This window comes from Pseudomonas sp. A39 (assembly GCF_058145955.1).
Map to the genome: position 1 here is coordinate 1 of NZ_JBYVMD010000055.1, position 23,510 is coordinate 23,510.

Sequence of the window (23,510 nt, forward strand, 5' to 3'; positions counted from 1 at the left end):
CCGCCAGCTACCGCTACGACCCGTTCGGGCGGCGTATCAGCAAAACTGTCGGCGACGTAACCACCGAGTTCTTCTGGAAAGGCGACACACTCATCGCCGAACACCACGCGGAGCGACACCGCAGCTACCTCTATGAACCGGACAGCTTTCGTCCACTGGCTCTACTGGAAGGCTTCGGCCCAAAGGAAACCAAGGCTTACCACTATCAACTCGACCACCTCGGCACCCCGCAGGAACTCACCGCCGCCGACGGAGAAATCGTCTGGTCCGCGCACTACCGCGCCTACGGCGAAATCACCCGGCTCGACATCGGAAAAATCGACAACCCGCTGCGCTTTCAAGGCCAGTACTTTGACCAAGAAAGCGGACTGCACTACAACCGCCATCGCTACTACCATCCGGATATTGGTCGATACCTGACGCCGGACCCGGTGAAGCTGGCGGGGGGGATCAATGCGTACCTGTACGTGCCCAACCCTACGGGTTGGATAGATCCGCTAGGTTTGAGCACGTGTCCAGGCGGGGCTGGATACGAACCACACACAAATACAGAAAACTCAAACACACAGCTTAAGGTAGACGACGGCACTCCTTCGCTACCAGCATCGAGTAAAAGACAAGAGTATTTATATCGAGGAGACTCAAGGCACCCGGACGAAATTTTTGAAACCGGCTTTGAGAGCAGAGGAAAAAGCACTGACCTCTATTTGCACTCGCAAAACAATGCGAGTCCACCAAGCAAATTTGTGAGCACATCAATATCAAGAGAGCAAGGGTTAATGTTCGCAACATCCTTTGGGTTTGAGGAAGGCTATCTTTACACCCTAAAGAAAATCCCAGGTCGGGATGTCAACAAAGAATTAGGCATCTTATCGGACTATAAAAAGGAGCGCGAAATTGCCATACCAAACCGAATAGATACTAAGGATATTCTAGGCGCCACACCCGTCCACGACGATGGAACGCATAAAGGCTACTCACTAATTAATCCAAATAGAAAATAACCAATGAAAAAGATCGACATCACCATAATTAAAAACGCACAAAGAGAGACCGCCACACTTGAGCTCGACAGAGCGCACTCAACGCTATCTATAGCGTTTGCTGACGGTATAAAAAAGATATATTCAGACATAGATATATATACATGCTTTGGGTTACTAAGAAGAGAATTCAGTGAAACAACCTTCTTATGTAAAGGCTCGAAGGTGAATGTTTACCCTTCAGCAATGGCATCACAGATGTCAAGCGGATTAGTTGCTTACGAGGTAACGATTGGCGAGCCAGATGCAGAACTCGTCCGTATATTCGACTACGAAGAAAGCAACCTTACAAACGACATTAATGATCAGATCGCTTACCGTAGAAAATGGGCTGAGTCTCTAAAAATCAATTAACACCCTCTGCACCACTAGAGCTGAAACGATAATGGAAAGCAAAAAAATACTAGTCATTTCCAAAAACAAAAAAATTGAAACAACCGTAAAATATGACTCAATCAACCGCCTGATGACATTTTCAGAATCAAGTAACTTCGGAAAAATCTATCATGGGAAAGATATATACATATGTTTAGCGAAAATCAGAGCAGAGTTTCCAACAATGACATTCTTGTGTAAGGGCGCAAAAATAAATGTCACCCCTTCCAGAATGGCTTCCCAGATGAGCGCCGGTCTAGTCGCGTATGAATTGACTTTAGGCAAGCAGGCTACATTCGACGACATAGTTCACCTATTTGACTATGAGGAAAACAACCTAACCAACAATCCGCAAGAGCAGGTTGACTTCTATAAAAAATGGCTAGCATCTTTAGGTGCGCAAGATTATGAGAAATTCAACTAGATTTTACAAAAAAATCACCATTCAAAAAAATCTACTGATGGAGAATAAACTTACGCGCGCTGGGCTGCGAAGCAGCCCCAATCCAGACAAAGCATTTTTTCAGGTAAATGGGCATGGTCTGTTTTAGGGCTGCTTCGCAGCCCAGCGCAGGGCAAGCCTGCTCACTACAATGATCGTGCCCCCCCCTCAATAGGCGGGGTTACCAGCCTTCTTTAAGCATCCGCAATTCCAGATGCTGCAACAGCATGATGGTCTTGCCATCGGCAATTTCGCCGTTTTGCACCCATGCCAAAGCCTCTTCAAAGCCCAGCTCCAGCACTTCGATATCTTCGCCCTCCTCTTCCAAGCCACCGCCAGTTCCAACCCGATCACCCGGCTGATATTCACCCATGAAAAAGTGAATCCGCTCCGTCACCGACCCCGGGCTCATGAAGGCCGCATAGATCTTCTCCACATGCCCCACGCGGTAGCCGGTTTCTTCTTCCGCTTCCAGGCGGATCCGCTCTTCGGGGCTGGCATTGTCGAGCAAGCCGGCCGCCGCTTCGATCAGGTAGCCGTGGTAATCGTTGACGTACGTGGGCATGCGAAACTGGCGAATCAGCAGCACCGTGCGCTGCTCGCGGTTGTACAGCAGGATGGTCGCGCCGTTGCCGCGGTCGTACACCTCGCGGGTTTGGGCTTGCCAACTGCCGTCGCGGCGGCGCAGGTCGAAGCTGTACTTTTTCAGCAGGTACCAGTTTTCCGAAAGCGTCTCTTCGGCGGTGATGCGAACGGGGCTGTTGTCCATGGTGGGGTCTTTACTCAATGGAGTGATCGTTTTCACGCTTGTTTGATACGCGGCCAGGCGGCGGCGACGGCTTCAGCACTGTCCGCTTTGATGCGGGCCAGGTTGCGCGGGTATTCCACACCAGGGTTTTCCGTAAACCGCGTGGCCGTGAATTGCCCATTGCTGGCCCGCACGATGTAACCCGTGTCTTCGCACTGCGTCGAGGCGAGAAACAGCACGCCCGGCGTCACCCACTCCGGCTTGAGTTCATCCGGCTCGTCAGTCACACCCCACATGCGGGTCTTGGCCACCGGCGAGATCGCATTGACTTTGATCCCCGCATCCAAGCCTTCATGACTCAACGCGTTCATGATCCCTAATTGCGCCATCTTGCCGGCGCTGTAGGCCACCAGGCCGGTTTGCTCGTACTGCGCGTACATGGCGCGGTCGGAGGTGGTGAGGATGATGCGCGGCGCCGATGAGTGCAGCAGGTGCGGCCAGGCGTGCTTGCACAGCCACAGCGGCGCGTAGAGGTTGATCGCCATGGCACGCTCAAGGAACGCGGCGTCGAGGTCTGCGATGTTCTGGTAACCCACCCAGCCGGCGTTGTGGATCAGGATATCGAGTTGGCCGAATGCCTCGAGGGTATACGCAATCAGTTGCTCGCAGCCCTCGTTCGTGGACAGGTCACCCCCGTGGCCGATCACCGTCAGCCCTTCGGCCTGCAAGGCCTCGGCCGCTGCCAGAACCACCGACGCATCGCTGCCTGCACCGGCAGTGTCGGCGCCGATATCACTGATCACCACGCGCGCACCGCCCAGGGCCAGTGCCCGTGCATAGCTGAGTCCCAGCCCGCGTGCACCGCCGGTGACGATAGCGGTTTTGCCTGTGAAATCCATGTGCTTGCTCTCCTGTTCGGCTGCCCACCCTAACAACCCGTGCACCGTTTGTTCAATGCTGTAACACTTTGCAAGCAATCCCGGTGGACGGCTGTCGAATTAATTCCTGCCTCTGCAGGCCATCTGGTAAAACCCCTGCTTCACCTTTTTCCAGGAACCTTCATGTCTTCACGTTTTCTGTCGCGCCTGAGCCTGCGCTGGTTTCCCCTGCTGTGCATGGCACTGTTGATCGTCGGCCTGCCGGTGGGTTGCGCGATGCTGCAACACAAGGAGCGCGAGCTGGTATTTCGCATCGAACCGGGCACCGCCAGTTGGTACAGCGGCTTGCCCAAGGCCGTGCAGGAATTCGAACTCAAGCCCGCCAGTCTCAAATCGGGGCAGAACATTCATGGCTGGTGGTACCCGGCGGACAACAAGGACGCACCTGCGATTCTCTACCTGCACGGCGTACGCTGGAACCTCACAGGGCAGCTGTTTCGCATCGAGCAATTGCATGCGCTGGGCTACTCGGTGCTGGCCATCGACTATCGTGGTTTCGGCCAAAGCCGCGGCGAGCTGCCGTCGGAAACCACGGTGTACGAAGACGCGCGTATCGCCTGGGAGCGTTTCCAGGTGCTGCAACCCGATCCGCAAAAACGCCTGATCTACGGGCACTCGCTCGGTGGCGCGGTGGCCATCGACCTGGCTGCAGAATTGGGTAAACAGATGCCGTTGCCCGTACGCGGGCTGGTGATCGAATCCACCTTTACCTCGCTGGCGGATGTGGCCACCGCCGTAGCGAACACCTCTCTACCGGTGCGCTGGCTGCTGTCGCAGAAATTCGATTCCATTGACAAGATTGCCGACATCCATATGCCACTGCTGGTGGTGCATGGCCTCGACGACCGCTACGTACCGCCGCGCTTCAGCCAACAGTTATTTGAAGCCGCCCGGGAACCCAAACGGCTGTTACTGGTGCCCGGCGCCAGCCATAACAACAGCATGAGCCTCGCCGGTCGCAGCTATGGCCAGGCATTGGAAAAACTGATGCAAGCGAAGATGCCGGCTCAGGTGGTCACGCACTCCACAGGTCGCAGCGGCGACTCATAAAAACGCTTTTCGGCACTGGGTTCGCGCTTGCCTGTCAAGCGCAAACCCAGCCCATGCTGGGCCAAATCAGAAGTTGATCAAATATTGATCTCGGCTTAAATCGCCAACCCTGCCGGGGCTTCGCAAAGTTATCCACAGAGATACCCACGGTTTTCGTGGACAACTCTTTTTATATTTTTACGTTTTTTTTGCTCAATAAACGCTTTCAGGAAATGTACCCGGCAATAAAATCTCGCGATTCACATCGCGTATATCGTTATACCCACATAACGCCATCGACACGTCCAACTCACGGGCGATGATCTGAAGCGCCTTGGTCACACCCGCCTCGCCCATCGCACCCAAGCCATACAAATGCGCTCGACCGATCATGGTGCCTTTGGCGCCCAACGCCATCGCCTTGAGCACATCCTGACCGGAGCGAATGCCACCGTCGAGCCACACTTCAATGCGCTCACCCACTGCCTCCACTATCGCCGGCAACTGGCTGATGCTCGACGGTGCTCCATCCAGCTGACGGCCGCCGTGGTTGCTCACCACCAGTGCATCGGCGCCGGAGTTCGCCGCCAGGCGCGCGTCTTCCACATCGAGGATGCCCTTGATGATCAACTTGCCGCCCCAGCATTGCTTGATCCACGCCACGTCGTCCCAGCTCAGGCGGGGGTCGAATTGCTGGGCCGTCCAGGAAGAGAGCGAACTCATGTCGGCCACACCTTTGACATGCCCGACAATGTTGCCAAAGCCACGCCGCTGGGTGCCGAGCATGCCCATTACCCAACGCGGCTTGGTGGCCATGTTGAGGATATTCGGCAGGGTCAGTTTGGGCGGTGCCGACAGGCCGTTGATCAGGTCTTTGTGGCGTTGCCCGAGGATCTGCAGGTCGAGGGTCAGCACCAATGCGTCCACACCGGCAGCTTTGGCACGTTCGATCAATTGTTCGACAAAGGCGCGGTCGCGCATCACATACAGCTGGAACCAGAACGGCTGGCCAACCTGTTCGGCGATGTCTTCCAAAGAGCAGATGCTCATGGTCGACAAGGTGTAGCGCAGGCCGAACGCGGCGGCGGCACGGGCAGTCAGGATCTCGCCATCGGCATGCTGCATACCGGCCAATCCGGTCGGTGCCAACGCCACCGGCATGGCCATGTCCTGGCCAATCATAGTGGTGCGGATTGAGCGCTCATCGATATTGCGCGCCACGCGCTGGCGGAATTTTATGCGGGCAAAATCGCTTTCGTTGGCGCGGTAGGTGCTCTCAGTCCAGGAGCCGGAATCGGCGTAGTCGTAGAACATGCGTGGGACACGTTTTTGCGCCAGCTTGCGTAAGTCTTCGATGGTGGTAATCAACGACATCTAGGTCACCTCTCCCTGAACTGAATGCTGAGAGTAACCGCCCATCGGCCGCGCAACCAGCCATTGCGTTTATATCGGCGCGCGTCTAATCTCGCACAAACCCGCATAAAGACGCAAAACAATGCATAACACTCATCACGCCATCGACCTGCCTTCTTTGCGCAAACAAAAGATCCTGTTGCTGCTGGAACGCGACGGCAAAGTTACCGCGTCGGAATTGGTCGAACACTTCGCCGTTTCCCAGGACACCATTCGCCGTGACCTCGGCGAGCTCGCTGCCGCCGGCCTGCTGCAACGTGTGCACGGCGGCGCCCTGCCCCGGCCGAAGGACACCGGCAAAGACTTCTTCACCCGTGTCGGCGAGACCAACGAGGCCAAGCGCCGCCTCGCACGACTGGCCGCTGAACGCGTGGAAGAGGGCCAGATCGTGCTGTTCGATTCCGGCTCCACCACGTTGCAGATCGCCCAGTCATTGCCCCGTTCAATGCGCCTGACCGTGGTCACACCGTCGCCCATGATCGCGATCGCCTTGGCCGACCATCCCGATGTGAAGGTGATACTGACGGGTGGCCAACTCAACCCGGCGACCCTGTCCACCAGCGGCCACGAGACCGTGCGCATGATCCAGAGCATCAAGGCCGACCTGCTGTTTACCGGTGTCTGCGCGCTGCACCCGCAAGTCGGTATCAGCTCGCTGCATTTTGATGAAGTGGCGGTCAAACAAGCCCTGCTCGACAGCGCCTCCCACGTGGTGGCGGTGACCATGGCTGACAAACTCGGCGCGGTGGAGCCCTTTGTGGTGGCGCCGTGCAGCCGCATTCACACATTGATTACCGAGTGGCACGTGCCGAGTGTGGAGGCGTATGAGCAATTAGGGTTGGAGGTGCTGCGGGTAGAGGTTGAGTGAGCAAAACAGTAGCGTGTCGGCCCTGGACTGACGGCACCCTCACCAGCGCAACACCTTGGCCGCATCGCGCATGAAAATCTCGATGGTTTTAGGCCCCACGCCTTCGAATTCGCCCAGGCGTTTTTCAAAGGCTTCACGGTCTTCGCTGGCACTGCGCATCCGCGTGATCCGACCGGCGTACTCAGCGTTCAATTTGGCACTCAGATCCAACAGGCGCTGCGCGGTGGTTTCGTCATAGCGCACGTAATGGGCACGCCCCAGCATCGTGACCAATTCCTGCGAGGTGCAATGCTGCAACTTGCGCGCAGTGTCGCGCCCATCCTCCTCGACGATCACCTTGTACGCCTGCGCGGCAATCGGTGCCTGGATGCGCTTACCCATCAGGAAACTGGCCACAAACCACTTGAACAGGCTGGCGTCATCGTCGGGCTTGAGTTCAATGCCCAACTCCGAGGCGCTGATAGCACGGGCCATGCTCAGTGGCCCAGCTTGCGCTCGGCCTTGGCGGCCTGTTCGTTGATCGCATCCGTCTGGCGTTCGATGTCTTTGATCGAGGTGGGCGTGAGGACTTTATCGACGGTTTCGGTCTTCGGGTTCGGGCGTTCCAGGGTCTGGCCCTTGGCGGGTTTTTCCGTGCCTTTCTGAGCCTCTTCAGAACTGATCGGCGCAGGGGTTTTGTCGGTGGTCATGGTCTATCTCCAAGTCATTGAAGGCCCACGAAAAAAACGCGGGCAGGTGTTCAGCAGAACTCAGTGAATTTGGATAGTTCAAGGAAATTGCGCGCGCCAACCGTCCAAGAAATAAGCGCAAATTAATTTAAACCTTTGCCTCCTGAGCCCAATCAACTCTCCCATATCCCCTCTTTCCTTCACCCATCAGGAGACACTCGATCATGAGTTCACACCTCAACGGCAAAAAGATTCTGGTCATCACGTCCAACACCGGCATCGAGCGCGACGAACTGCTCAAACCGTTGGAAGCATTGCGTGGCTATGGCGCGACGGTGACACACGGCTCCAGCGATGGCGGCACCACCCAAACCTTCGTCGGCGACACCGAGAAGGACCAGACCGTAGAGTCCGACGCCAAACTGTCCGAGCTCTCGGGTGCGGATTTCGATGCGTTGGTGATCCCCGGCGGCACCGTCAACGCCGACACTCTGCGTCAAGATACGACCGCGTTGAAGCTGATCAATGAGTTCGTCAAAGCGGGTAAAACCGTGGCGGCGATCTGTCACGGCCCGTGGGCGCTGATTGACGCCGGCGTGATCAAGGGCAAAACCCTCACCTCCTACAAAAGCGTCCGCATTGACCTGGAAAACGCTGGCGCTGCCGGGTGGGTCGATGCCGAGGTGAAGGAATGTCAGGCCAACGGTTGGACATTGATTACGTCGCGCACGCCGGATGACCTGCCGGCCTTCAACCAGGCGATTGCCAAGGCCGTCGCCGGTTGATAACGCCGCTGAACGAAAACAGGCGCCTCGATCGCGTAATGCCAGTCCGTTAAAACGTAGAAAGGGTAAAAAATAACCTGTGGCGAGGGAGCTTGCTCCCTCGCCACAGGTACAGTGTTTGCCCTTAATTGACTGGTATTAGCCTCGATGGCGCCTGTTTTTTTTCACTTATGGATTAACTCTTACGCTGCTCCGGCATCTCGCGTTTAGGCCCAAACATGGCCCAGGCGATCAGGCCAAGCAGCGGCACAAAGATCAGAATCACCAGCCACAGCCCCTTAGTCTCCCAGCCCCCGGTGCTGCGCAGGACGACATTGATTGCCCACAATTCCAACAGCAGCAGAATCACCGCCAAGCCGATCCAGATATATTGAATTTCCATGCTTCACCTCCTAGGTCGTATGCGTTAGGTCAAGCATCGGCGCCGAGGGTTCATTAAAATTTTCCGACGTGGTGGAATGCAACGCGTCTTGGGGCCGACCATGCAACCTGCACGACAGGCACTGTTGCTCATCATCGGTAGCCCATTGAATTACAACACGATTTCAAAAAGCTCAAGTTGGTACAACTGATGCACTACTCCACTGGACGAGGCGTGCATGTCGACGCGCCCTGAGTTTTCCCGTGAGGTGTCACCCATGAATGCCATTGACCTGCTCAAAGCCGACCACGAACGCGTGAAGGCCCTGTTGACTCAACTGAGTGAGTCCACCGAGCGCGGGGTTAAAAAGCGCACTGAGCTGCTGGCCAAGCTCGAAGCGGAAATCAGCCTGCACACTAAGCTGGAAGAAGAAATCCTCTACCCGGCCTTCCGGAAGGCGGGCGGCAAGGAACAAGACATCATGTACCACGAGGCCAAGGAAGAGCACCGCACCGTCGACGCCCTGGTGCTGCCGGACTTGAAACAGACCGAGCCGTCGACAACCGAGTTTTCCGGTCGCGTCAAAGTGGTCAAGGAGCTGCTCGAGCACCATATTGAAGAAGAGGAAACCGAGATGTTCCCGCAGGCTAAAAAACTGCTGGGCAAGGCGTTGCTTGAAGAGTTGGGCGCTGAGATGGAAGCCATGAAAGCAGCGCATAAAAAGTCGCAGTCGACCAAGCCAATGGCGGCTTGATCGCGGCATGACCAGAGCCTGGAGCTTTCCAGGCTTTTGCTCCATCACGATAGGGGATTGCGTCATGAAGACCACATCGTCCCAACGGATTTTGCTTATCGTCGGCCTGTCAGCCTTGCTCACCGGCCCTGCCCTCGCCGCCTTCGGCGATAACCCCGAGCCTGCCGCCAACGCCTTGAGCGGTGACAGCGCCGCCGGTTCCGCCCTGCCGCCGGGGACCTACCCCAACAGCCCCTCCGACAGCGCCAAAAAAACCAAAGCGCCCGACAAGCAGCCGGCCAAAACCGCTCAGCCTGTCGACCGCCAAAAAGCCCCCCAGGAAAAACCCCGTTCAGGCAGCTGATGCTTTAAAGGGAGAACCCCCCACCCGTGGCGAGAGAGCTTGCTTCCGCTGGGCCGCGCAGCGGCCCCGTTCTTTGCTTAAAGAGGATCGGGACGGCTACGCAGTCCAACGGGAGCAAGCTCCCTCGCCACAGCGTTACTGTGCGCTTTTGATGGTTACTGGCTGAACGACATCGGGCTCAGGCGCGAGTCCCCAGTCGCCGTGTTCGTACCAATCATCGCCGAGCATTTCCGCGGGATGCATGGTGCGGTCGGCGCCGTTGCCGCAGGCCAGGTCAGTCGCGGCACAGTAGCGGTCGCAGCCCCAGCAGATGCGCTCCGGGTGCTTGGGGTGCAGCGGAAAAGGCTTGGCCATGAACAGCTTCCCTGGCGGCGAACGGTCATCACACCCTACCCTCCTGTAGCCTGCGCGACCTTGACCGACATCAAGGTCGGCAAGCATGAAATATCGCCTGAACTTGACAAGAATCATTATTATTCACAGCAGACCTTCCTAGACTCGGGCTCTCTCCCTTCACTCGTCAGGAAGCCTCCATGCGTACCCTCTCTTTACTGCCCATCGTCTTGTTGTTGAGCACCTCTGCGGCGCTCGCCAAGGAGTACCCGATCGGCGAGCCCCAACACTGCCCTGGGTTGGAGATCGGCGCGGTGTACCTGCAACCGATCGAGATGGAGCCCACCGGCATGATGCGCGCCACCGCTGATTCCGATGTACACCTGGAAGCCGATGTGCGTGCCACGGCAGACAACGCCCAGGGTTTTCAGGAAGGCAGTTTCGTGCCTTACCTGAACCTGTCGTTCTCGCTGAAAAAGCAAGGCAGTGACACCCCCATCAAGGGCGACTTCCACGCCATGGTCGCCAACGACGGCCCGCACTACGGCGATAACGTCAAACTGCAAGGCCCCGGCCAATACACCCTCACCTTCAGCGTATTACCACCTGCCGGCCACCACTCACTGGGCCGCCACACCGACAAGGAAACCGGGGTCGCGCCCTGGTTCGAACGCTGCGAAGTGCACTACGCATTCGTCTACGCCGGTATCGGCAAGAAAGGCGGTTATTGATGCGCCGCGCCCTGTTGCCGGGCTACCTGTTGCCGGGCTACCTGATGCTGAGCGGCGTGGCCTTGGCGGCACCGTTGCGCAGCTATGAACTGACCCTGCAAGACGGTCACTTCAGCCCGCCGCAACTGGCGGTCAAGGCCGGTGAGCGCTTCAAGATCGTGCTGAAAAACCTCGGCCAAGGCCCGGCCGAATTCGAAAGCACACCGCTGCGCGTGGAGAAAGTCTTGTCGCCCGGCGTCACCACCTTTGTGGTGATCCACCCGCTCAAGCCGGGCGTGTACCCGTTCTTTGACGAATTCAACCCACAGTTGCCCGAAGGCAGCATCCTCGCCGAATAGGAGCCGTTGATGAACACGTCGATGTTTATTGTGTGGCGCGAAAGCGTTGAGGCGCTGTTGGTGATCGGGATTCTGCAAGCCTGGATCAGTTGCCAGCGCGGCCACTCACGCCTGGCGCGTTTCCTGTGGGCCGGGGTGCTTTTGGGGTTACTGGGCTCCGCCGGGTTGGCCGGGTTGATGTTATGGGCCGGTGAAGCCATGACCGGCCCCGAGGGGGAATGGCTGCAAGCGACACTCACGCTGGTAGCCAGCGGGTTGATGGTGCAGATGGTGTTTTGGATGCATCGCCATGGGCCCACGCTCAAACACCGACTGGTCAGCGAAGCCGATCAGCGTCTGGCCCACCACGGCGGCTGGGGGGTGATGCTGCTGGCGCTGCTCGCGGTGAGCCGCGAAGGCAGTGAAACCGTAGTGTTCCTGTACGGCGCCGGCGCGCGCCTGCACAGCGAGGCGCTGGGCCTGTTCGCCCTCGGCGGTGTGCTGGGCCTGGTGTTGGCAGGGCTGACGGTGGTGCTGTTACGCAGCACGCGTCGCTGGATGTCTTGGTCGCATTTTTTCGCCCTCAGCGAAGCCCTACTGTTGCTGCTGGGCGGCGCCTTGCTGGTAGCCGCCGTGGACCGCATCAGCGGGCAATTGCTCGCCATGGACATGCCCGAATGGGTGTATTCGGCCTTCGGCGACAGCCGTTGGGACAGCAGCGCCCTGCTCAGTGACAGCCACGGCCTGGGCGCCCTGCTCGCCGATTTTGCCGGCTACCGCGCGGCCCCCAGCCTGATCACCCTGCTGGTGCTGCTCGGCTACTGGCTGCTGGTAGGCAACGGCTTACGCCGGTCTCGGCACGCGGCATGAGCTGGCTGCAGCAGTTGGGGGATGGCATGCGCCGCCATGCCCGATTGATCCGTGTCGTGCAATGGGCGGTGGTGCTGGTGTACGCCGTGCTGTTGGTGTTGCCGGTCTTGCTGCCATTACCGGACAGCCAGGCGCGCATGGTGAACAACCTGACGTTGCTCGCACAGTTCATCTTCTGGGGGATCTGGTGGCCGTTTGTGTTGCTGTCCATGGTGTTTTTCGGGCGCTTGTGGTGCGGCGTGCTGTGCCCCGAAGGCGCATTGAGCGAATGGGCCAGCCGGCACGGACGTGGCCTGGGCATCCCGCGCTGGCTGCGCTGGGGCGGCTGGCCCACGCTGGGGTTTTGCCTGACCACCCTCTACGGTCAACTGATCAGCGTGTATGACTATGCCCAGGCCGCGCTGCTGATCCTCGGCGGCTCGACCGTGGCCGCCGTCGTCGTGGGCCTGCTGTTCGTGCGCGGTAAACGTGTGTGGTGCCGCTACCTGTGCCCGGTGAGCGGCGTCTTCGCCTTGCTCGCCCGCCTGGCCCCGGTGCACTTCGCGGTGGATGAGCAACGCTGGACAGCCAACACCGCGCCGCGCCTGCCCCTGCCTAACTGCGCACCGCTGCTGGACATCCGCCGGCTGCAAAGTGCAAGCGAGTGCCACGCCTGCGGCCGCTGCAGCGGGCAACGCGGCGCGGTGCAATTGATCGCCCGCTCGTGCAACCAGGAAATCCTCCAGGCGCGCCATCAACCGGGCTCGGCCTGGGATGTGCGCCTGCTGCTGTTCGGGGTGATCGGCTTGGCCATGGGCGCATTCCAATGGACCGTCAGCCCGTGGTTTATCGCCCTCAAGCAATACCTGGCCGAGTGGCTGGTCGATCGCGGCTGGCTGTGGGCGCTGCAAGACAACGCGCCTTGGTGGTTGCTCACGCATTATCCGCAACGCAATGACAGTTTCAGCTGGCTGGATGGGGGGTGCATTGTGGTGTATCTGGTGGGCAGCGCACTGGTGATTGGCGGCGGATGCTGGCTGCTGTTACGGGCGGCGGCGCATTGTGCGGGGGATCGCGCACTGTTTCGGCCCCTGGCATTGACGTTGACGCCCTTGGGTGGTGCGGGGTTGTTTTTGGGGTTGTCAGCGACCACGGTGAAGTTGTTGCGATATGAAGGGTTGGGGTTGGCTTGGGTGCAGCCGGGTCGGGCGTTGCTGTTAGGCGCCTGCATCGGTTGGAGTGTGTGGTTGGCGTGGCGGCAGCTTGATGGCATGCCTCGGTGGCGGGCTTGGGGGTGGGTGATGATGGGGAATGGGTGGGTGGGGGGTGGATGGTGGTTGCAGTTTTGGGGATGGTGATTGGGCAGGGGTCAAGTACATCTCCGTTATTTGGCTAACGGCGGGTCACTTTGGAACGGGGTGCCTAGATCAAAACCCAGATCAAAAGCAGCCTGATATCCACCTGATGTATGAAGATCAAACTGTGGGAGGGGGCTTGCCCCCGATGGCGGCGTGCCAGCGAATACATCTGCAACTGCCCCACCGCTATCGGGAGCAAGCCCCCTCCCACAGTTAACCGATATCGACAGTAAGAAACCGGCCGGCTACCAGGCCGCAGGGCTCTTGCTTTTGATCTTTATCTGGGGCGCCCCGTCAAACACGCTGGCCGAACGCAGGCTTGAATCCGTGGCTAACCCGGCAGGACGCTGGGTTAGCCGTTACCTAAATAACGGATATGTACACAAATCGCTACACCTTAAACCGCCCCACCGTCTGATGCAGCGCCCCCGCCATCCCCGCCAAATCATGCCCCGCCGTCTCCGTATGCAACGCCCCCTGCAACACCTGCTGCGACAGGTTACGAATCCCCACCAGGTTGCGATCCACCTCCCGCGCCACCAGCGCCTGTTCCTCCGTGGCACTGGCAATCATCATATTGCGCTCGTTGATCTGCGAAATAGACCGCGTAATCTCATCCAACGCCTCCCCCGACCGCTGCGCCACGCCGAGGGTCGCCTGCACCCGCTCGCTGCTGCTGTGCATCGCCGCCACCGCATGCTCAGTGTCCTGACGGATATTCCCAATCATCTGGTCGATCTCCTGGGTGGACGCTTGGGTACGATGGGCCAGCGCGCGCACCTCATCGGCGACCACCGCAAACCCACGCCCGGCATCCCCGGCACGGGCCGCTTCGATGGCCGCGTTGAGGGCCAGCAGGTTAGTCTGGTCGGCAATGCTGCGGATCACTTCCAGCACACCGCTGATGTCTTGCACGCGGCCAGCCAGTTGCTGGATGCGCTCCGAGGTTTCCACCACGCCGGTGGCCAGGGTGTTGATCGATGCCACGGTTTCCTGCACCTGGGCGCGGCCGCGCTGGGCGGTCTGTTCCGACAGGCGTGACGCCTCGCTGGTGCTCACGGCATTACGCGCCACTTCATCCACGGCGGCGGTCATTTCGTTGACCGCCGTGGCAGCCTGTTCGATCTCTTGGCTCTGGGACTGCATGCTACTGCTGGTCTGGCTGCTGACCGCGCTCAACTCCTCGGAGGAGCTGGCCACGCCGTCCACCGAGGCCGCGATATGCCGCACCATCTGGTTGAGGCTCTGCTGCATCAGGTGCAGGTTGCGCATCACGCTGCCTTCGGCGCTGTTGCCGACCGGCACCACAATGGTCAAGTCGCCCTGGGCGATATGGCTCAAGACGCGCGCGGCTTCGTCCGGCTCACCGCCCAAGGGGCGGATCACGCTACGCGTGACGATCACCGCAGCGGCCACCACCAGCACCAGGCACAACAGGAACAGCCCGATCATGTTGCGCCGGGCCTCGTCGTACAGCGCCTGCGCCGCCTGCTCGCGCTCGGCAAACAGACGGCCTTGCATCGCCATCAGGGCGTCCAGGCTCTTGAACACTTCAAGTTCGGCGGGCATCACCTGTTGCTTGAGCTGGGCCAGGCCCTGCTCGCGCGCGCCCTGTTTGATCAGCGCCTGCACCTGGGTAAAGGCGGCCACATAGGTTTCGCGATGGGTCTTCAAGTTGGCGTAGGCCGCTTTGCCTTCGGCCGTATCCAGCAGCGGTTCAAGGGTCGCGAACGCCTGGGTGATGCGTTGCCGGGTCGTGCCGATGGCGTCCTGGGCCTGTTGGTTGTCCTGGTCGATCAGCAAGTCGCGGGTGTTGCGCCCGTTATCCCGCACGCCGGTGGCGATCACCATGATCGGTGCAATTCTCGGCCAGTCCTGTTGCACGATTTGCTCGGATTGCTGCTTAAGCGTTGCAAGGTCGTGCAAGGCGTAAAACACCAAGCCGACCAGCGCCAACGGCGCAATCGCGAAACCGATGACAATGCGTTGTGCCGTGGTTAATTGCTTCATTCTGATATTCCCTGATGAAAACCTGCCCACCATGGGCAGCATCTATAAAAATCCGCTGGAGGGCGCTGGTCACCCTCGCAATACAAACGCGGGAAACAACTCGCGCAATCGGCCCCATAACTCCGGCAGCGCAGCCTGTGCCGGGGCATTGGGCAAGTGCGTATCGAGCATGCTGGCCGTGCGTACCATCTGCACCGCGAAACGCTGCACACCCATGGCCTGCAAACGTTGGGCCAGCAACAGCAGGCGCGGTGGGTCGATCAGGTGCCAATGCACCGTGGTGCGGCATTCGTACTCCACGCCGCTGGCCAATAAGGTGTCGAGGCTGCGCCAGTTGGCCACGCCACTGCCCTTGACCTGGGTGATCGATTGGCAGTCTTCGGCCAGGGCCTTCACGTCAAAGCCGACCCAGTCGGCGTGGCGCAAGGCATTGGCAAACCCCGCCGGCTTGATCCCGGCACTGTGCAGGCCGATGCGAAAACCCATCGCCCGCACTTCGTCCATGGCCGCCGGCAAGCCTTCCTGCAAGGTCGGCTCGCCACCGCTGAACACCACCGCGTCGAGCAGATCGCGGCGCCGTTGCAGAAACAGCAACACCCGGCGCCAATCCACCTCCGTGCTGGCGCGCGGCGGGATCAGGTCCGGGTTGTGACAATAACGACACCGCCAGGCACAGCCCTGGCAGAACAGCACACAGGCGAGCATGCCGGGGTAGTCGAGGGTGGTCAGGGGCACCAGTCCCCCGACCCGTAGTGCTCGACTCATTGGCGCCCGGCCACGGCGGCCGTTTCAGTGAAGTGCACACGCTCCTTGTGCTCGGACTGCTTGCCGGGGTTGAACGCGGACACCGGCCGGTGGTAACCCATCACCCGGGTCCAGACTTCGCAGCGCTGACGTTGTGGCTGGGATGCTTGCATGGTGAATCTCCTTACGGGTTGGAAAATCGGTTCAGGACTGAGCGGCCAGTGCCAGCACGTCATCGCACTTGGGGCAAAACTCGTGCTCGCCGGCGAGGTAGCCGTGCACCGGGCAGATGGAAAACGTCGGCGTAATCGTCAGGTACGGCAGGCGGAAGCGCCCCAGCGCCTTGCGCACCAACTGCTTGCAGGCCTGGGCCGAGGAAATCTGCTCGGCCATGTACAGGTGCAACACGGTGCCGCCGGTGTATTTGCATTGCAGCTCGTCTTGCAGCTCCAGGGCTTCGAACGGGTCTTCGGTAAACCCCACCGGCAATTGCGACGAGTTGGTGTAGTACGGCGCAACGTCACTGCCGGCCTGCAGGATGTCCGGGTAACGTTTGCGGTCTTCCTTGGCGAAGCGGTAAGTGGTGCCTTCGGCCGGCGTCGCCTCAAGGTTGTAGAGGTGGCCGGTGTCTTCCTGGAAGCGCAGTAACGTGGCGCGCACGTGGTCCAGCAACTTGAGGGCGAATGCGCGGCCCTCGACGGTGTGCATGCCCTGCTCGTCGCCGCTGAAGTTACGCAGCATCTCGTGCATGCCGTTGAGGCCGATGGTGGAGAAGTGATTGCGCAAAGTGCCCAGGTAACGCTTGGTGTAGGGGTAGAGGCCGGCGTCCATGTGGTGCTGGATCACCTTGCGCTTGACCTCCAGGCTTTCCATGGCCATTTCCATCAGGCTGTCCAAGCGTTGCAGCAAGCCCGAGGTGTCGCCCTTGAACAGGTAGCCCAGGCGCGCGCAGTTGATCGTCACCACACCCAGGGAGCCGGTTTGCTCGGCCGAGCCGAACAGGCCACCGCCGCGCTTGAGCAATTCGCGCACGTCCAACTGCAGGCGGCAGCACATGGAGCGCACCTGGTTGGGCTGCATATCGGAATTGAGGAAGTTCTGGAAATACGGCAGACCGTAGCGCGCGGTCATCTCGAACAGGCGGTCGGCGTTGTCGCTGTCCCAGGGGAAATCATGGGTGATGTTGTAGGTAGGAATCGGAAAGGTGAACACCCGGCCCTTGGCATCCCCGGCCTGCATGACTTCGATGTAGGCGCGGTTGATCAACTCCATTTCGGCTTGCAGGTCGCCATAGGCAAACGGCATTTCTTCGCCGCCGATCACCGGCACCTGCTCGCGCAAGTCTTCGGGGCATACCCAGTCGAAGGTCAGGTTGGTAAAGGGCGTCTGGGTGCCCCAGCGCGACGGCACGTTGAGGTTGTAGATGAACTCCTGCACCGCCTGGCGCACTTCGGGGTAGCTCAGTTGGTCTTTGCGCACATAGGGCGCCAGGTAAGTGTCGAAGGAGCTGAACGCCTGGGCACCGGCCCATTCGTTTTGCAGGGTGCCGAGGAAGTTGACCATCTGCCCCAACGCACTGCTCAAGTGCTTGGGCGGCCCGGCCTCGACACGCCCCGGTACGCCGTTGAGGCCTTCGTGCAGCAGTGAGCGCAGCGACCAGCCGGCACAGTAGCCGGCGAGCATGTCCAGGTCATGGATATGCAAGTCCGCCTCGCGGTGTGCACGACCGATCTGCTGGCTGTAGACCTCGTCCAGCCAGTAATTGGCGGTGACCTTGCCCGACACGTTCAGCACCAGGCCGCCGAGGGAATAGCCCTGGTTGGCGTTGGCCTGCACGCGCCAGTCTTCGCGGTCGAGGTATTCGTTCATCGAGGTGGCGACTTCCACCAGGGTCTTGCGATCGCGGCGCAGGCGGCCGTGTTGTTCGCGGTAGACGATGTAGGCGCGCATCGACAGGAAATAGCCGGCGTCCATTAATACGCGTTCGACGCTGTCCTGGATTTGTTCGACGTCCAGGTGGTCGATGCCTCTGAGACGGGCGAGGACGGCGCCCAGTAGCAGGTCGGCTTCGGTGGCTTGGTATTCGCCGGTGGCGGTGCCGGCGGCGATCAGGGCCTGGCGGATTTTTTCGGCGTTGAAGGGGACTAGGCTGCCGTCGCGTTTGTGTAGGCGGGTGCTGGTTAGTGGGGTGAGCGTGGTTTGCATTTTTGGCTCCAAGCACTACATATAGATATTTTTTGGTAATTAAACACAACATGCAGTGATGCTACGGAGGATGGGGTGGGTTGCCCTTGATCGGGGTCAAGGTTTTTTGATTGGGGGGATATCCGTTATTTGGGGGGTGGCTGGTATGGGTTCCGTCCTTGGGGCGGGTCACTTTGGAAAAGCCTGTATGGACCGAACACAGGGTTGACGGGGCGCCTTAGATCAACATCAAAAGCAGATCAAAAGCAGGCTGATATCCACCTGATGTAGGGAGATCAAACTGTGGGAGGGGGGGGCCCAATCACCCCCCACTCATACTCATAAACCGCACCACCTGCACCTCCCCCGCCCCCGTAAAATCATGCCCCATTGGCTTCCCCCGCAACGCCCGATGCAACGCCTCAACCAACGGCCCATCCTCCACCGGATACCGACGCAACAACCCGCGAAAATCCAGCGCATCCTCCTGCCCCAAACACAGCAGCAACTGCCCCTCCACCGTCATCCTGACCCGATTACAGCTCCCACAAAAATTATGCGAATTAGGCGAAATAAACCCCACCCGCGTCCCCGGATGCCGCGCCAACCGCACATACCGCGCCGGCCCGCCGCTGCTTTCGGTGCTGTCGAGCAACACATGCTCGCGCGCAATCACCGCGCGTACTTCATCACTGGAGCAGAACGTCTCCCCCCGCGAACGCCCCACATCCCCCAGCGGCATTTCCTCGATAAAACTGATGTCGATGCCCTGCTCGATCGCGTACCGCACCAACCCCGGCACCTGATCGAAATTGCGCCCTTTCATCACCACGCAATTGAGTTTGACCCGCTCGAACCCCGCCTCCCGCGCCGCCTCGATACCGTCCAACACCTGGCGCAGATCACCGTTGCGGGTGATCGCGCGAAAGCGTCCAGGGTCCAGGCTGTCGAGGCTGATGTTCATGCGCTTGACCCCCGCCTCCACCAACGGCCGCGCCAAGCGCGCGAGCTGCGAGCCATTGCTGGTCATCACCAGCTCACGCAACCCCGGCAGCGCCGCGATGTTGCGGCATAACCCGACAATGCCGGGGCGAATCAGCGGCTCGCCACCCGTCAAGCGGATCTTGCGCACGCCCTGCCCCACAAACAGCCTGGCCAGGCGTTCCAGTTCTTCCAGGGTCAGCACCTGCTGGCGCGGCAGGAAGGTCATGTTTTTCGCCATGCAGTACACACAGCGGAAATCACACCGGTCGGTCACCGACAACCGCAGATAATCGATCGAACGCCCCACCCCATCCACCAGGCTCATGTCACTGCACCAACGGCGAGTCGGCACCCTGCAGCGCGATGCCGCGAATGTCCGCCGCGCCGATCAGGGTTTGCAGGTACTGCACCAGTGCCTTCTGCCACACGCCCTGCTGCAACTGGGTACGGATCGCCACCGCAACCGCTTCGTAGGGCAACGGCTGGCCTTCGATGCGCTGGTCGACGCTGATCACGTGCCAGCCATAACGGCTTTCCAGCGGTTTGCCGGCCAGGCCCGGCGCCAGGGTGAACAGCTGGCGCTCCAGCTCCGGTACGGTCTGGCCCTTGCTCACCTGGCCGAGCGAACCGCCCTGGGCCTTGGACGGGCACGCCGAGTACTTGAGGGCCAACTCGGCGAAGCTGCCCGGCGCTTGGGCCAGGCTCAGCAGCAGCACTTCCGCTTGCACATGGGCCAGTTGCCGGGCCTCGGCATCGTCCGGCGCGCACTCCAGCAGGATGTGCCGCACCGCCAGCAACGGCGCGCTGTGAAAGCGCCCACGGTTGTTCTCGAAATAGCGCACACAGGTGGCCTCGTCGCACTCGGGCACCTTGACCTCGCGCTCCAGCAGCAAGCGCGTGGCGGCCTCCTCTTCGTTCTCGCCGGCGGCGATCTCCACCGCCAGGCCCAGCTCGGCGATGCGCTGCTGCAACAGCTCGCGAATCACCAGCGCGCGGGCGGCCAGGTACACCGCCTCTTCGCGGCTGTCGGCCGGGTGATATTGCAACTCCAAGGCCATCGCCTCAGGCGTGACGGGCACGTCGTTGACGCTGATGATCGGCCATTCCTGTTCACTGCTGGCAATCAATTCGGGCGCCTTGAGTTCCTCGAAAGGCGCTTGGACCGCCACCTCGGCCATCACGGGTTCTTTGGCCGACGACCCACAACCGCCGCTGCCGCCATTCCCGCCACCACATCCGCATCCTGTTGTCATGACGCTCTCCTCACTACTTCTGCCGCACGATTTGATAACGACGCCCCAGGTACCAGATCGGCGCGCTGACCATGTGCACCAAGCGGGTAAACGGGAACAGCACAAACAGGGTCAAGCCCAGCGCCACATGCGCCTTGTAGATCAACGACACCGGCGCAATCGACGCTGCCGCTTCCACCGGCCGCAACAACACCACGTTCTGCGCCCAGTCGGCGAGCATCACCATCACCGAACCGTCCATGTGCCCGGTGGAGGCGACAATGGTCAGCAGGCCGAGCAGCAACTGTGCGAGCAACACCAGCAGGATCAGGATGTCCGACGGGCTTGAGGTGGCGCGCACGCGTGGGTCAGTCAAACGACGCTTGACCAGCATCAGCAGGCCCACCAGGCACAGCAGGCCGAAGAAACCGCCGGAGACCATCGCCAGCAACTGCTTGTTCTCAGTGCTGATCACATGGTGGTAGATCGATGCCGGCGTCAGCAGGCCGACAAAATGCCCAGCCAGCACGAACAGCACGCCGACATGGAAGAAGTTGCTCGCCACGCGCATGCCGCGGTTGTTGAGCATCTGGCTGGAGCCAGCCTTCCAGGTGTACTGCGACAGGTCGAACCGCGCCCAACTGCCCAACAGGCAGATGGCCAGGGCCACATAGGGATACACCCCGAATACCAGCAAATTCCACTTAGACATTACCCACCTCCCCGGCGGGCGCTGCGGCCCGGCCTTCTTGCTGAAAATCCACCCAGTGCAACGGCACCGCGCTTTCTTCGCGGGCCTTGCCCGGTGCACTCGGCAGCGAGCTGCAACGGTCCTGCTGCTCGGCCTGCATAAAGTCCACGGCTTCCTCTTCCCAGATTTTGTCCAGGGCTTCGAGGGAGTCGTCGCGCGGTTCGGCGGCGACCTGGGCACGCAGTTCGGCCACGGCCTGGTGCGGCTCGGCGCCGGCAATCTGCAACAGCGCACGGAAGCAACTGGCGTAGCCGCTCTCGCGCTCTTCCAGACGCGCGGCGAGCAAGGCCAACAGGTGCGCCACATCAGCCAGGCCCTCGCGGGCCTCGATGTCTTCGCGGGTGGAGAGAAACTCCAGGTACAGCGGGATATAGTCCGGCAGCTCCTTGACGCCGATGGCAAACCCGGCCTCCTCGTACTGGGCCATCATGTCGACCATCGCCTGGCCACGGTCGCGGGACTCGCCGTGCACGTGTTCAAACAACAACAGCGACAGCGAACGGCCGCGGCCAAACAAGGCGCCGTAATGTTCCTGGCCGTCCATCAAGTCGTTGCCGCAGATCAGCTCCATCAACTCGAACAAGGCACCGCGTTGCTTGGGGCTGATTTCCCGCGATTCGATAATCGCTTTTTCCAACTCGTCGCGGCCGTTCACCAGGGTTTCGGTGGGGTAGTCCAGCAACAGCGAGATCACTTTAAGAATGCGCATGCTCAGTCCTCCCAGATTTGTACGGTTTTCAGCACGTCGCGGCGGTTGGCCTTCTTGGCGCCGAACATGTTGGTATCGGAACTGCCACTGCAGCCGCTGCCGAAACTGAAACCACACCCGGAGCGCTCGGCGAACGCGTCGCTCATGGCGTCTTCACGGTGGGCGCTCGGTACCACGAAGCGGTCTTCGTAGTTGGCAATCGCCAGGTAGCGGTACATCTCCTCCACCTGTTCAACGCTCAAGCCGACGTCTTCCAGCACTTGCAGGTCCTGCACACCGTCCACTTGCTGGGAGCGTTTGTAGGCACGCATCGCCAGCAGGCGTTTGAGCGCACGCTTGACCGGTTTTTCATCACCGGCGGTGAGCATGTTGGCCAGGTAACGCAGGGGGATGCGCAGGCTGTCGACATCCGGGATCACCCCGTTCATGCCCACGGTGCCGGCCGCGGCGGCGTTCTGGATAGGCGACAGCGGCGGCACGTACCAGACCATCGGCAAGGTGCGGTATTCCGGGTGCAGCGGCAGGGCGAGTTTCCAATCCACGGCCATTTTGTACACCGGCGAACGCTGCGCGGAGTCGATCACCGACTGCGGCACGCCATCGGCCAGGGCCTGGCGAATCACTGCCGGGTCATTCGGGTCGAGGAAAATCTCCAGCTGTTTTTCGTACAGGTCATGCTCGTTGGCAGTGCTGGCGACTTCGCTGATACGGTCGGCGTCGTACAGCAACACGCCGAGGTAGCGAATCCGGCCAACGCAGGTTTCGGCACACACGGTGGGCATGCCGGCTTCGATACGCGGGTAGCAGAAGATGCACTTCTCGGACTTGCCGCTCTTCCAGTTGAAGTAAATCTTTTTATACGGGCAGCCGCTGATGCACATGCGCCAGCCCCGGCATTTCTCCTGGTCGATCAGTACGATGCCGTCTTCTTCACGCTTGTAGATCGCGCCACTCGGGCACGAGGCCGCGCACGCCGGGTTGAGGCAGTGCTCGCACAGGCGCGGCAGGTACATCATGAAAGTGTTTTCGTACTCGCCGTAGATATCGGCCTGGATCTGGTCGAAGTTCTTGTCCTTGCGGCGCTTGGCGAACTCGGTGCCGAGGATTTCCTCCCAGTTCGGGCCCCACTCGATTTTCTGCATGCGCTTGCCCGACACCAGCGAGCGCGGGCGTGCGGTCGGCTGGTGTTCGCCCAACGGCGCGGTGTGCAGGTGCTGGTAGTCGAAGTCGAATGGCTCGTAGTAGTCGTCCAGGCTCGGCAAGTCAGGGTTGGCGAAGATGTTCGCCAACACGCGGAACTTGCCGCCGATGCGTGGGTTGATGCTGCCGTTGGCGTTGCGCACCCAACCGCCTTTCCACTTGTCCTGGTTCTCCCATTCTTTGGGGTAGCCGATACCGGGCTTGGATTCGACGTTGTTGAACCAGGCGTACTCCATGCCTTCACGGCTGGTCCAGACATTTTTGCAAGTGATCGAGCAGGTGTGGCAGCCGATGCATTTGTCCAGGTTCAGCACCATGCCAATCTGTGAGCGAATCTTCAT

The 23,510-nt window shown here is 60.1% G+C and carries 28 protein-coding genes; 12 read left to right on the top strand and 16 right to left on the bottom strand.

The features are described 5' to 3' along the window. The 3 genes from AC3ZU9_RS27515 to AC3ZU9_RS27525 form a co-directional block, all read left to right on the top strand. Window positions 1–1,004 (top strand): RHS repeat-associated core domain-containing protein (locus tag AC3ZU9_RS27515; protein ID WP_490091608.1); only part of this gene is annotated, 1,004 nt, incomplete at its 5' end. Window positions 1,005–1,007: 3 nt separating this feature from the next. Then, window positions 1,008–1,397: a hypothetical protein gene (locus AC3ZU9_RS27520; RefSeq protein WP_046034718.1), complete on the top strand. Its 390-nt coding sequence runs from the start codon at window positions 1,008–1,010 to the stop codon at window positions 1,395–1,397. Window positions 1,398–1,428: 31 nt separating this feature from the next. Next, window positions 1,429–1,842 carry a hypothetical protein gene (locus AC3ZU9_RS27525; protein WP_046034716.1) on the top strand — a complete coding sequence of 138 codons (414 nt, stop codon included), beginning with the start codon at window positions 1,429–1,431 and terminating at the stop codon, window positions 1,840–1,842. Window positions 1,843–2,041: 199 nt separating this feature from the next. On the opposite strand, the gene AC3ZU9_RS27530 is transcribed toward AC3ZU9_RS27525, so the two are convergent. Further along, window positions 2,042–2,629 (bottom strand): NUDIX domain-containing protein, encoded by a 588-nt coding sequence (locus tag AC3ZU9_RS27530; RefSeq protein WP_490091609.1) that lies wholly within the window; start codon window positions 2,627–2,629, stop codon window positions 2,042–2,044. A 32-nt stretch (window positions 2,630–2,661) separates the two neighbouring features. Beyond that, window positions 2,662–3,507, bottom strand: a complete 846-nt coding sequence (locus tag AC3ZU9_RS27535; RefSeq protein ID WP_012724757.1) for an SDR family NAD(P)-dependent oxidoreductase — start codon at window positions 3,505–3,507, stop codon at window positions 2,662–2,664. A 162-nt stretch (window positions 3,508–3,669) separates the two neighbouring features. Between AC3ZU9_RS27535 and AC3ZU9_RS27540 the strand changes: the two genes are divergently transcribed. Continuing rightward, window positions 3,670–4,596 carry an alpha/beta hydrolase gene (locus tag AC3ZU9_RS27540; RefSeq protein WP_012724758.1) on the top strand — a complete coding sequence of 309 codons (927 nt, stop codon included), beginning with the start codon at window positions 3,670–3,672 and terminating at the stop codon, window positions 4,594–4,596. Between the two features lie 192 nt (window positions 4,597–4,788). Here AC3ZU9_RS27540 and AC3ZU9_RS27545 read toward each other — a convergent pair whose 3' ends face one another. Continuing rightward, a complete protein-coding gene (locus AC3ZU9_RS27545) occupies window positions 4,789–5,949 on the bottom strand; it encodes an alpha-hydroxy acid oxidase (RefSeq protein WP_122809746.1) in 1,161 nt (386 codons plus the stop codon). 121 nt (window positions 5,950–6,070) lie between these two features. On the opposite strand from AC3ZU9_RS27545, the gene AC3ZU9_RS27550 reads away from it, so the two are divergent. Further along, the gene (locus tag AC3ZU9_RS27550; RefSeq protein WP_046034712.1) at window positions 6,071–6,856 is read left to right on the top strand and encodes a DeoR/GlpR family DNA-binding transcription regulator; all 786 of its coding nucleotides are present in this window, start codon (window positions 6,071–6,073) and stop codon (window positions 6,854–6,856) included. Window positions 6,857–6,895: 39 nt separating this feature from the next. Here AC3ZU9_RS27550 and AC3ZU9_RS27555 read toward each other — a convergent pair whose 3' ends face one another. After that, window positions 6,896–7,330: a DNA methylase gene (locus AC3ZU9_RS27555; RefSeq protein ID WP_490091610.1), complete on the bottom strand. Its 435-nt coding sequence runs from the start codon at window positions 7,328–7,330 to the stop codon at window positions 6,896–6,898. Between the two features lie 2 nt (window positions 7,331–7,332). Then, window positions 7,333–7,545 carry a hypothetical protein gene (locus AC3ZU9_RS27560; protein ID WP_012724762.1) on the bottom strand — a complete coding sequence of 71 codons (213 nt, stop codon included), beginning with the start codon at window positions 7,543–7,545 and terminating at the stop codon, window positions 7,333–7,335. A gap of 203 nt (window positions 7,546–7,748) precedes the next feature. Between AC3ZU9_RS27560 and AC3ZU9_RS27565 the strand changes: the two genes are divergently transcribed. Then, entirely contained in the window at window positions 7,749–8,309 is a 561-nt protein-coding gene (locus AC3ZU9_RS27565; RefSeq protein ID WP_093541695.1) for a type 1 glutamine amidotransferase domain-containing protein, read from the top strand. 175 nt (window positions 8,310–8,484) lie between these two features. Here AC3ZU9_RS27565 and AC3ZU9_RS27570 read toward each other — a convergent pair whose 3' ends face one another. After that, complete coding sequence (locus AC3ZU9_RS27570; protein ID WP_012724764.1) at window positions 8,485–8,691, bottom strand: PLDc N-terminal domain-containing protein; 207 nt, start codon at window positions 8,689–8,691, stop codon at window positions 8,485–8,487. 256 nt (window positions 8,692–8,947) lie between these two features. Here AC3ZU9_RS27570 and AC3ZU9_RS27575 point away from each other — a divergent pair, with 256 nt between their 5' ends. After that, complete coding sequence (locus AC3ZU9_RS27575) at window positions 8,948–9,424, top strand: PA2171 family ribosome-binding persister protein (protein WP_490091617.1); 477 nt, start codon at window positions 8,948–8,950, stop codon at window positions 9,422–9,424. Between the two features lie 64 nt (window positions 9,425–9,488). Further along, entirely contained in the window at window positions 9,489–9,767 is a 279-nt protein-coding gene (locus AC3ZU9_RS27580) for a hypothetical protein (RefSeq protein ID WP_490091611.1), read from the top strand. A 135-nt stretch (window positions 9,768–9,902) separates the two neighbouring features. Here the strand turns inward: AC3ZU9_RS27580 and AC3ZU9_RS27585 are convergent, their stop codons facing one another. Continuing rightward, on the bottom strand, window positions 9,903–10,121 hold the full coding sequence (locus AC3ZU9_RS27585) for a DUF3079 domain-containing protein (RefSeq protein ID WP_122809751.1): 219 nt from the start codon (window positions 10,119–10,121) through the stop codon (window positions 9,903–9,905). A gap of 179 nt (window positions 10,122–10,300) precedes the next feature. On the opposite strand from AC3ZU9_RS27585, the gene AC3ZU9_RS27590 reads away from it, so the two are divergent. The 4 genes from AC3ZU9_RS27590 to AC3ZU9_RS27605 are packed head-to-tail and all read left to right on the top strand — an operon-like array spanning window position 10,301 to window position 13,355. Continuing rightward, window positions 10,301–10,831, top strand: coding sequence for an iron transporter (locus AC3ZU9_RS27590; protein WP_064054558.1), 531 nt, complete (start codon window positions 10,301–10,303; stop codon window positions 10,829–10,831). Window positions 10,832–10,875: 44 nt separating this feature from the next. After that, window positions 10,876–11,169: a cupredoxin domain-containing protein gene (locus AC3ZU9_RS27595; protein ID WP_371916666.1), complete on the top strand. Its 294-nt coding sequence runs from the start codon at window positions 10,876–10,878 to the stop codon at window positions 11,167–11,169. A gap of 9 nt (window positions 11,170–11,178) precedes the next feature. Further along, window positions 11,179–12,018 carry an FTR1 family iron permease gene (locus AC3ZU9_RS27600; protein WP_102060741.1) on the top strand — a complete coding sequence of 280 codons (840 nt, stop codon included), beginning with the start codon at window positions 11,179–11,181 and terminating at the stop codon, window positions 12,016–12,018. After that, window positions 12,015–13,355, top strand: coding sequence for a 4Fe-4S binding protein (locus tag AC3ZU9_RS27605; RefSeq protein WP_490091612.1), 1,341 nt, complete (start codon window positions 12,015–12,017; stop codon window positions 13,353–13,355). The genes AC3ZU9_RS27600 and AC3ZU9_RS27605 overlap by 4 nt, the downstream gene beginning before the upstream one ends. A gap of 390 nt (window positions 13,356–13,745) precedes the next feature. Here the strand turns inward: AC3ZU9_RS27605 and AC3ZU9_RS27610 are convergent, their stop codons facing one another. The 9 genes from AC3ZU9_RS27610 to narH form a co-directional block, all read right to left on the bottom strand. After that, window positions 13,746–15,365 (bottom strand): methyl-accepting chemotaxis protein, encoded by a 1,620-nt coding sequence (locus AC3ZU9_RS27610; RefSeq protein ID WP_490091613.1) that lies wholly within the window; start codon window positions 15,363–15,365, stop codon window positions 13,746–13,748. Between the two features lie 69 nt (window positions 15,366–15,434). Further along, window positions 15,435–16,130, bottom strand: coding sequence for an anaerobic ribonucleoside-triphosphate reductase activating protein (locus AC3ZU9_RS27615; protein ID WP_490091614.1), 696 nt, complete (start codon window positions 16,128–16,130; stop codon window positions 15,435–15,437). After that, window positions 16,127–16,282, bottom strand: a complete 156-nt coding sequence (gene nrdD, locus AC3ZU9_RS27620) for an anaerobic ribonucleoside-triphosphate reductase (protein ID WP_049712898.1) — start codon at window positions 16,280–16,282, stop codon at window positions 16,127–16,129. Before nrdD ends, AC3ZU9_RS27615 begins: the two co-directional genes overlap by 4 nt. Window positions 16,283–16,313: 31 nt before the next feature. After that, window positions 16,314–18,314 (bottom strand): ribonucleoside triphosphate reductase, encoded by a 2,001-nt coding sequence (locus tag AC3ZU9_RS27625; RefSeq protein WP_064054564.1) that lies wholly within the window; start codon window positions 18,312–18,314, stop codon window positions 16,314–16,316. Between the two features lie 301 nt (window positions 18,315–18,615). Continuing rightward, window positions 18,616–19,602 (bottom strand): GTP 3',8-cyclase MoaA, encoded by a 987-nt coding sequence (gene moaA, locus AC3ZU9_RS27630; RefSeq protein ID WP_490091615.1) that lies wholly within the window; start codon window positions 19,600–19,602, stop codon window positions 18,616–18,618. Between the two features lies 1 nt (window position 19,603). Next, complete coding sequence (locus AC3ZU9_RS27635) at window positions 19,604–20,530, bottom strand: peptidylprolyl isomerase (protein WP_102060746.1); 927 nt, start codon at window positions 20,528–20,530, stop codon at window positions 19,604–19,606. 13 nt (window positions 20,531–20,543) lie between these two features. Further along, window positions 20,544–21,221 carry a respiratory nitrate reductase subunit gamma gene (gene narI, locus AC3ZU9_RS27640; protein WP_102060747.1) on the bottom strand — a complete coding sequence of 226 codons (678 nt, stop codon included), beginning with the start codon at window positions 21,219–21,221 and terminating at the stop codon, window positions 20,544–20,546. Then, window positions 21,214–21,969 carry a nitrate reductase molybdenum cofactor assembly chaperone gene (gene narJ, locus AC3ZU9_RS27645; protein WP_064054568.1) on the bottom strand — a complete coding sequence of 252 codons (756 nt, stop codon included), beginning with the start codon at window positions 21,967–21,969 and terminating at the stop codon, window positions 21,214–21,216. The genes narI and narJ overlap by 8 nt, the downstream gene beginning before the upstream one ends. Window positions 21,970–21,971: 2 nt before the next feature. After that, window positions 21,972–23,510 (bottom strand): nitrate reductase subunit beta, encoded by a 1,539-nt coding sequence (gene narH, locus AC3ZU9_RS27650; protein WP_102060748.1) that lies wholly within the window; start codon window positions 23,508–23,510, stop codon window positions 21,972–21,974.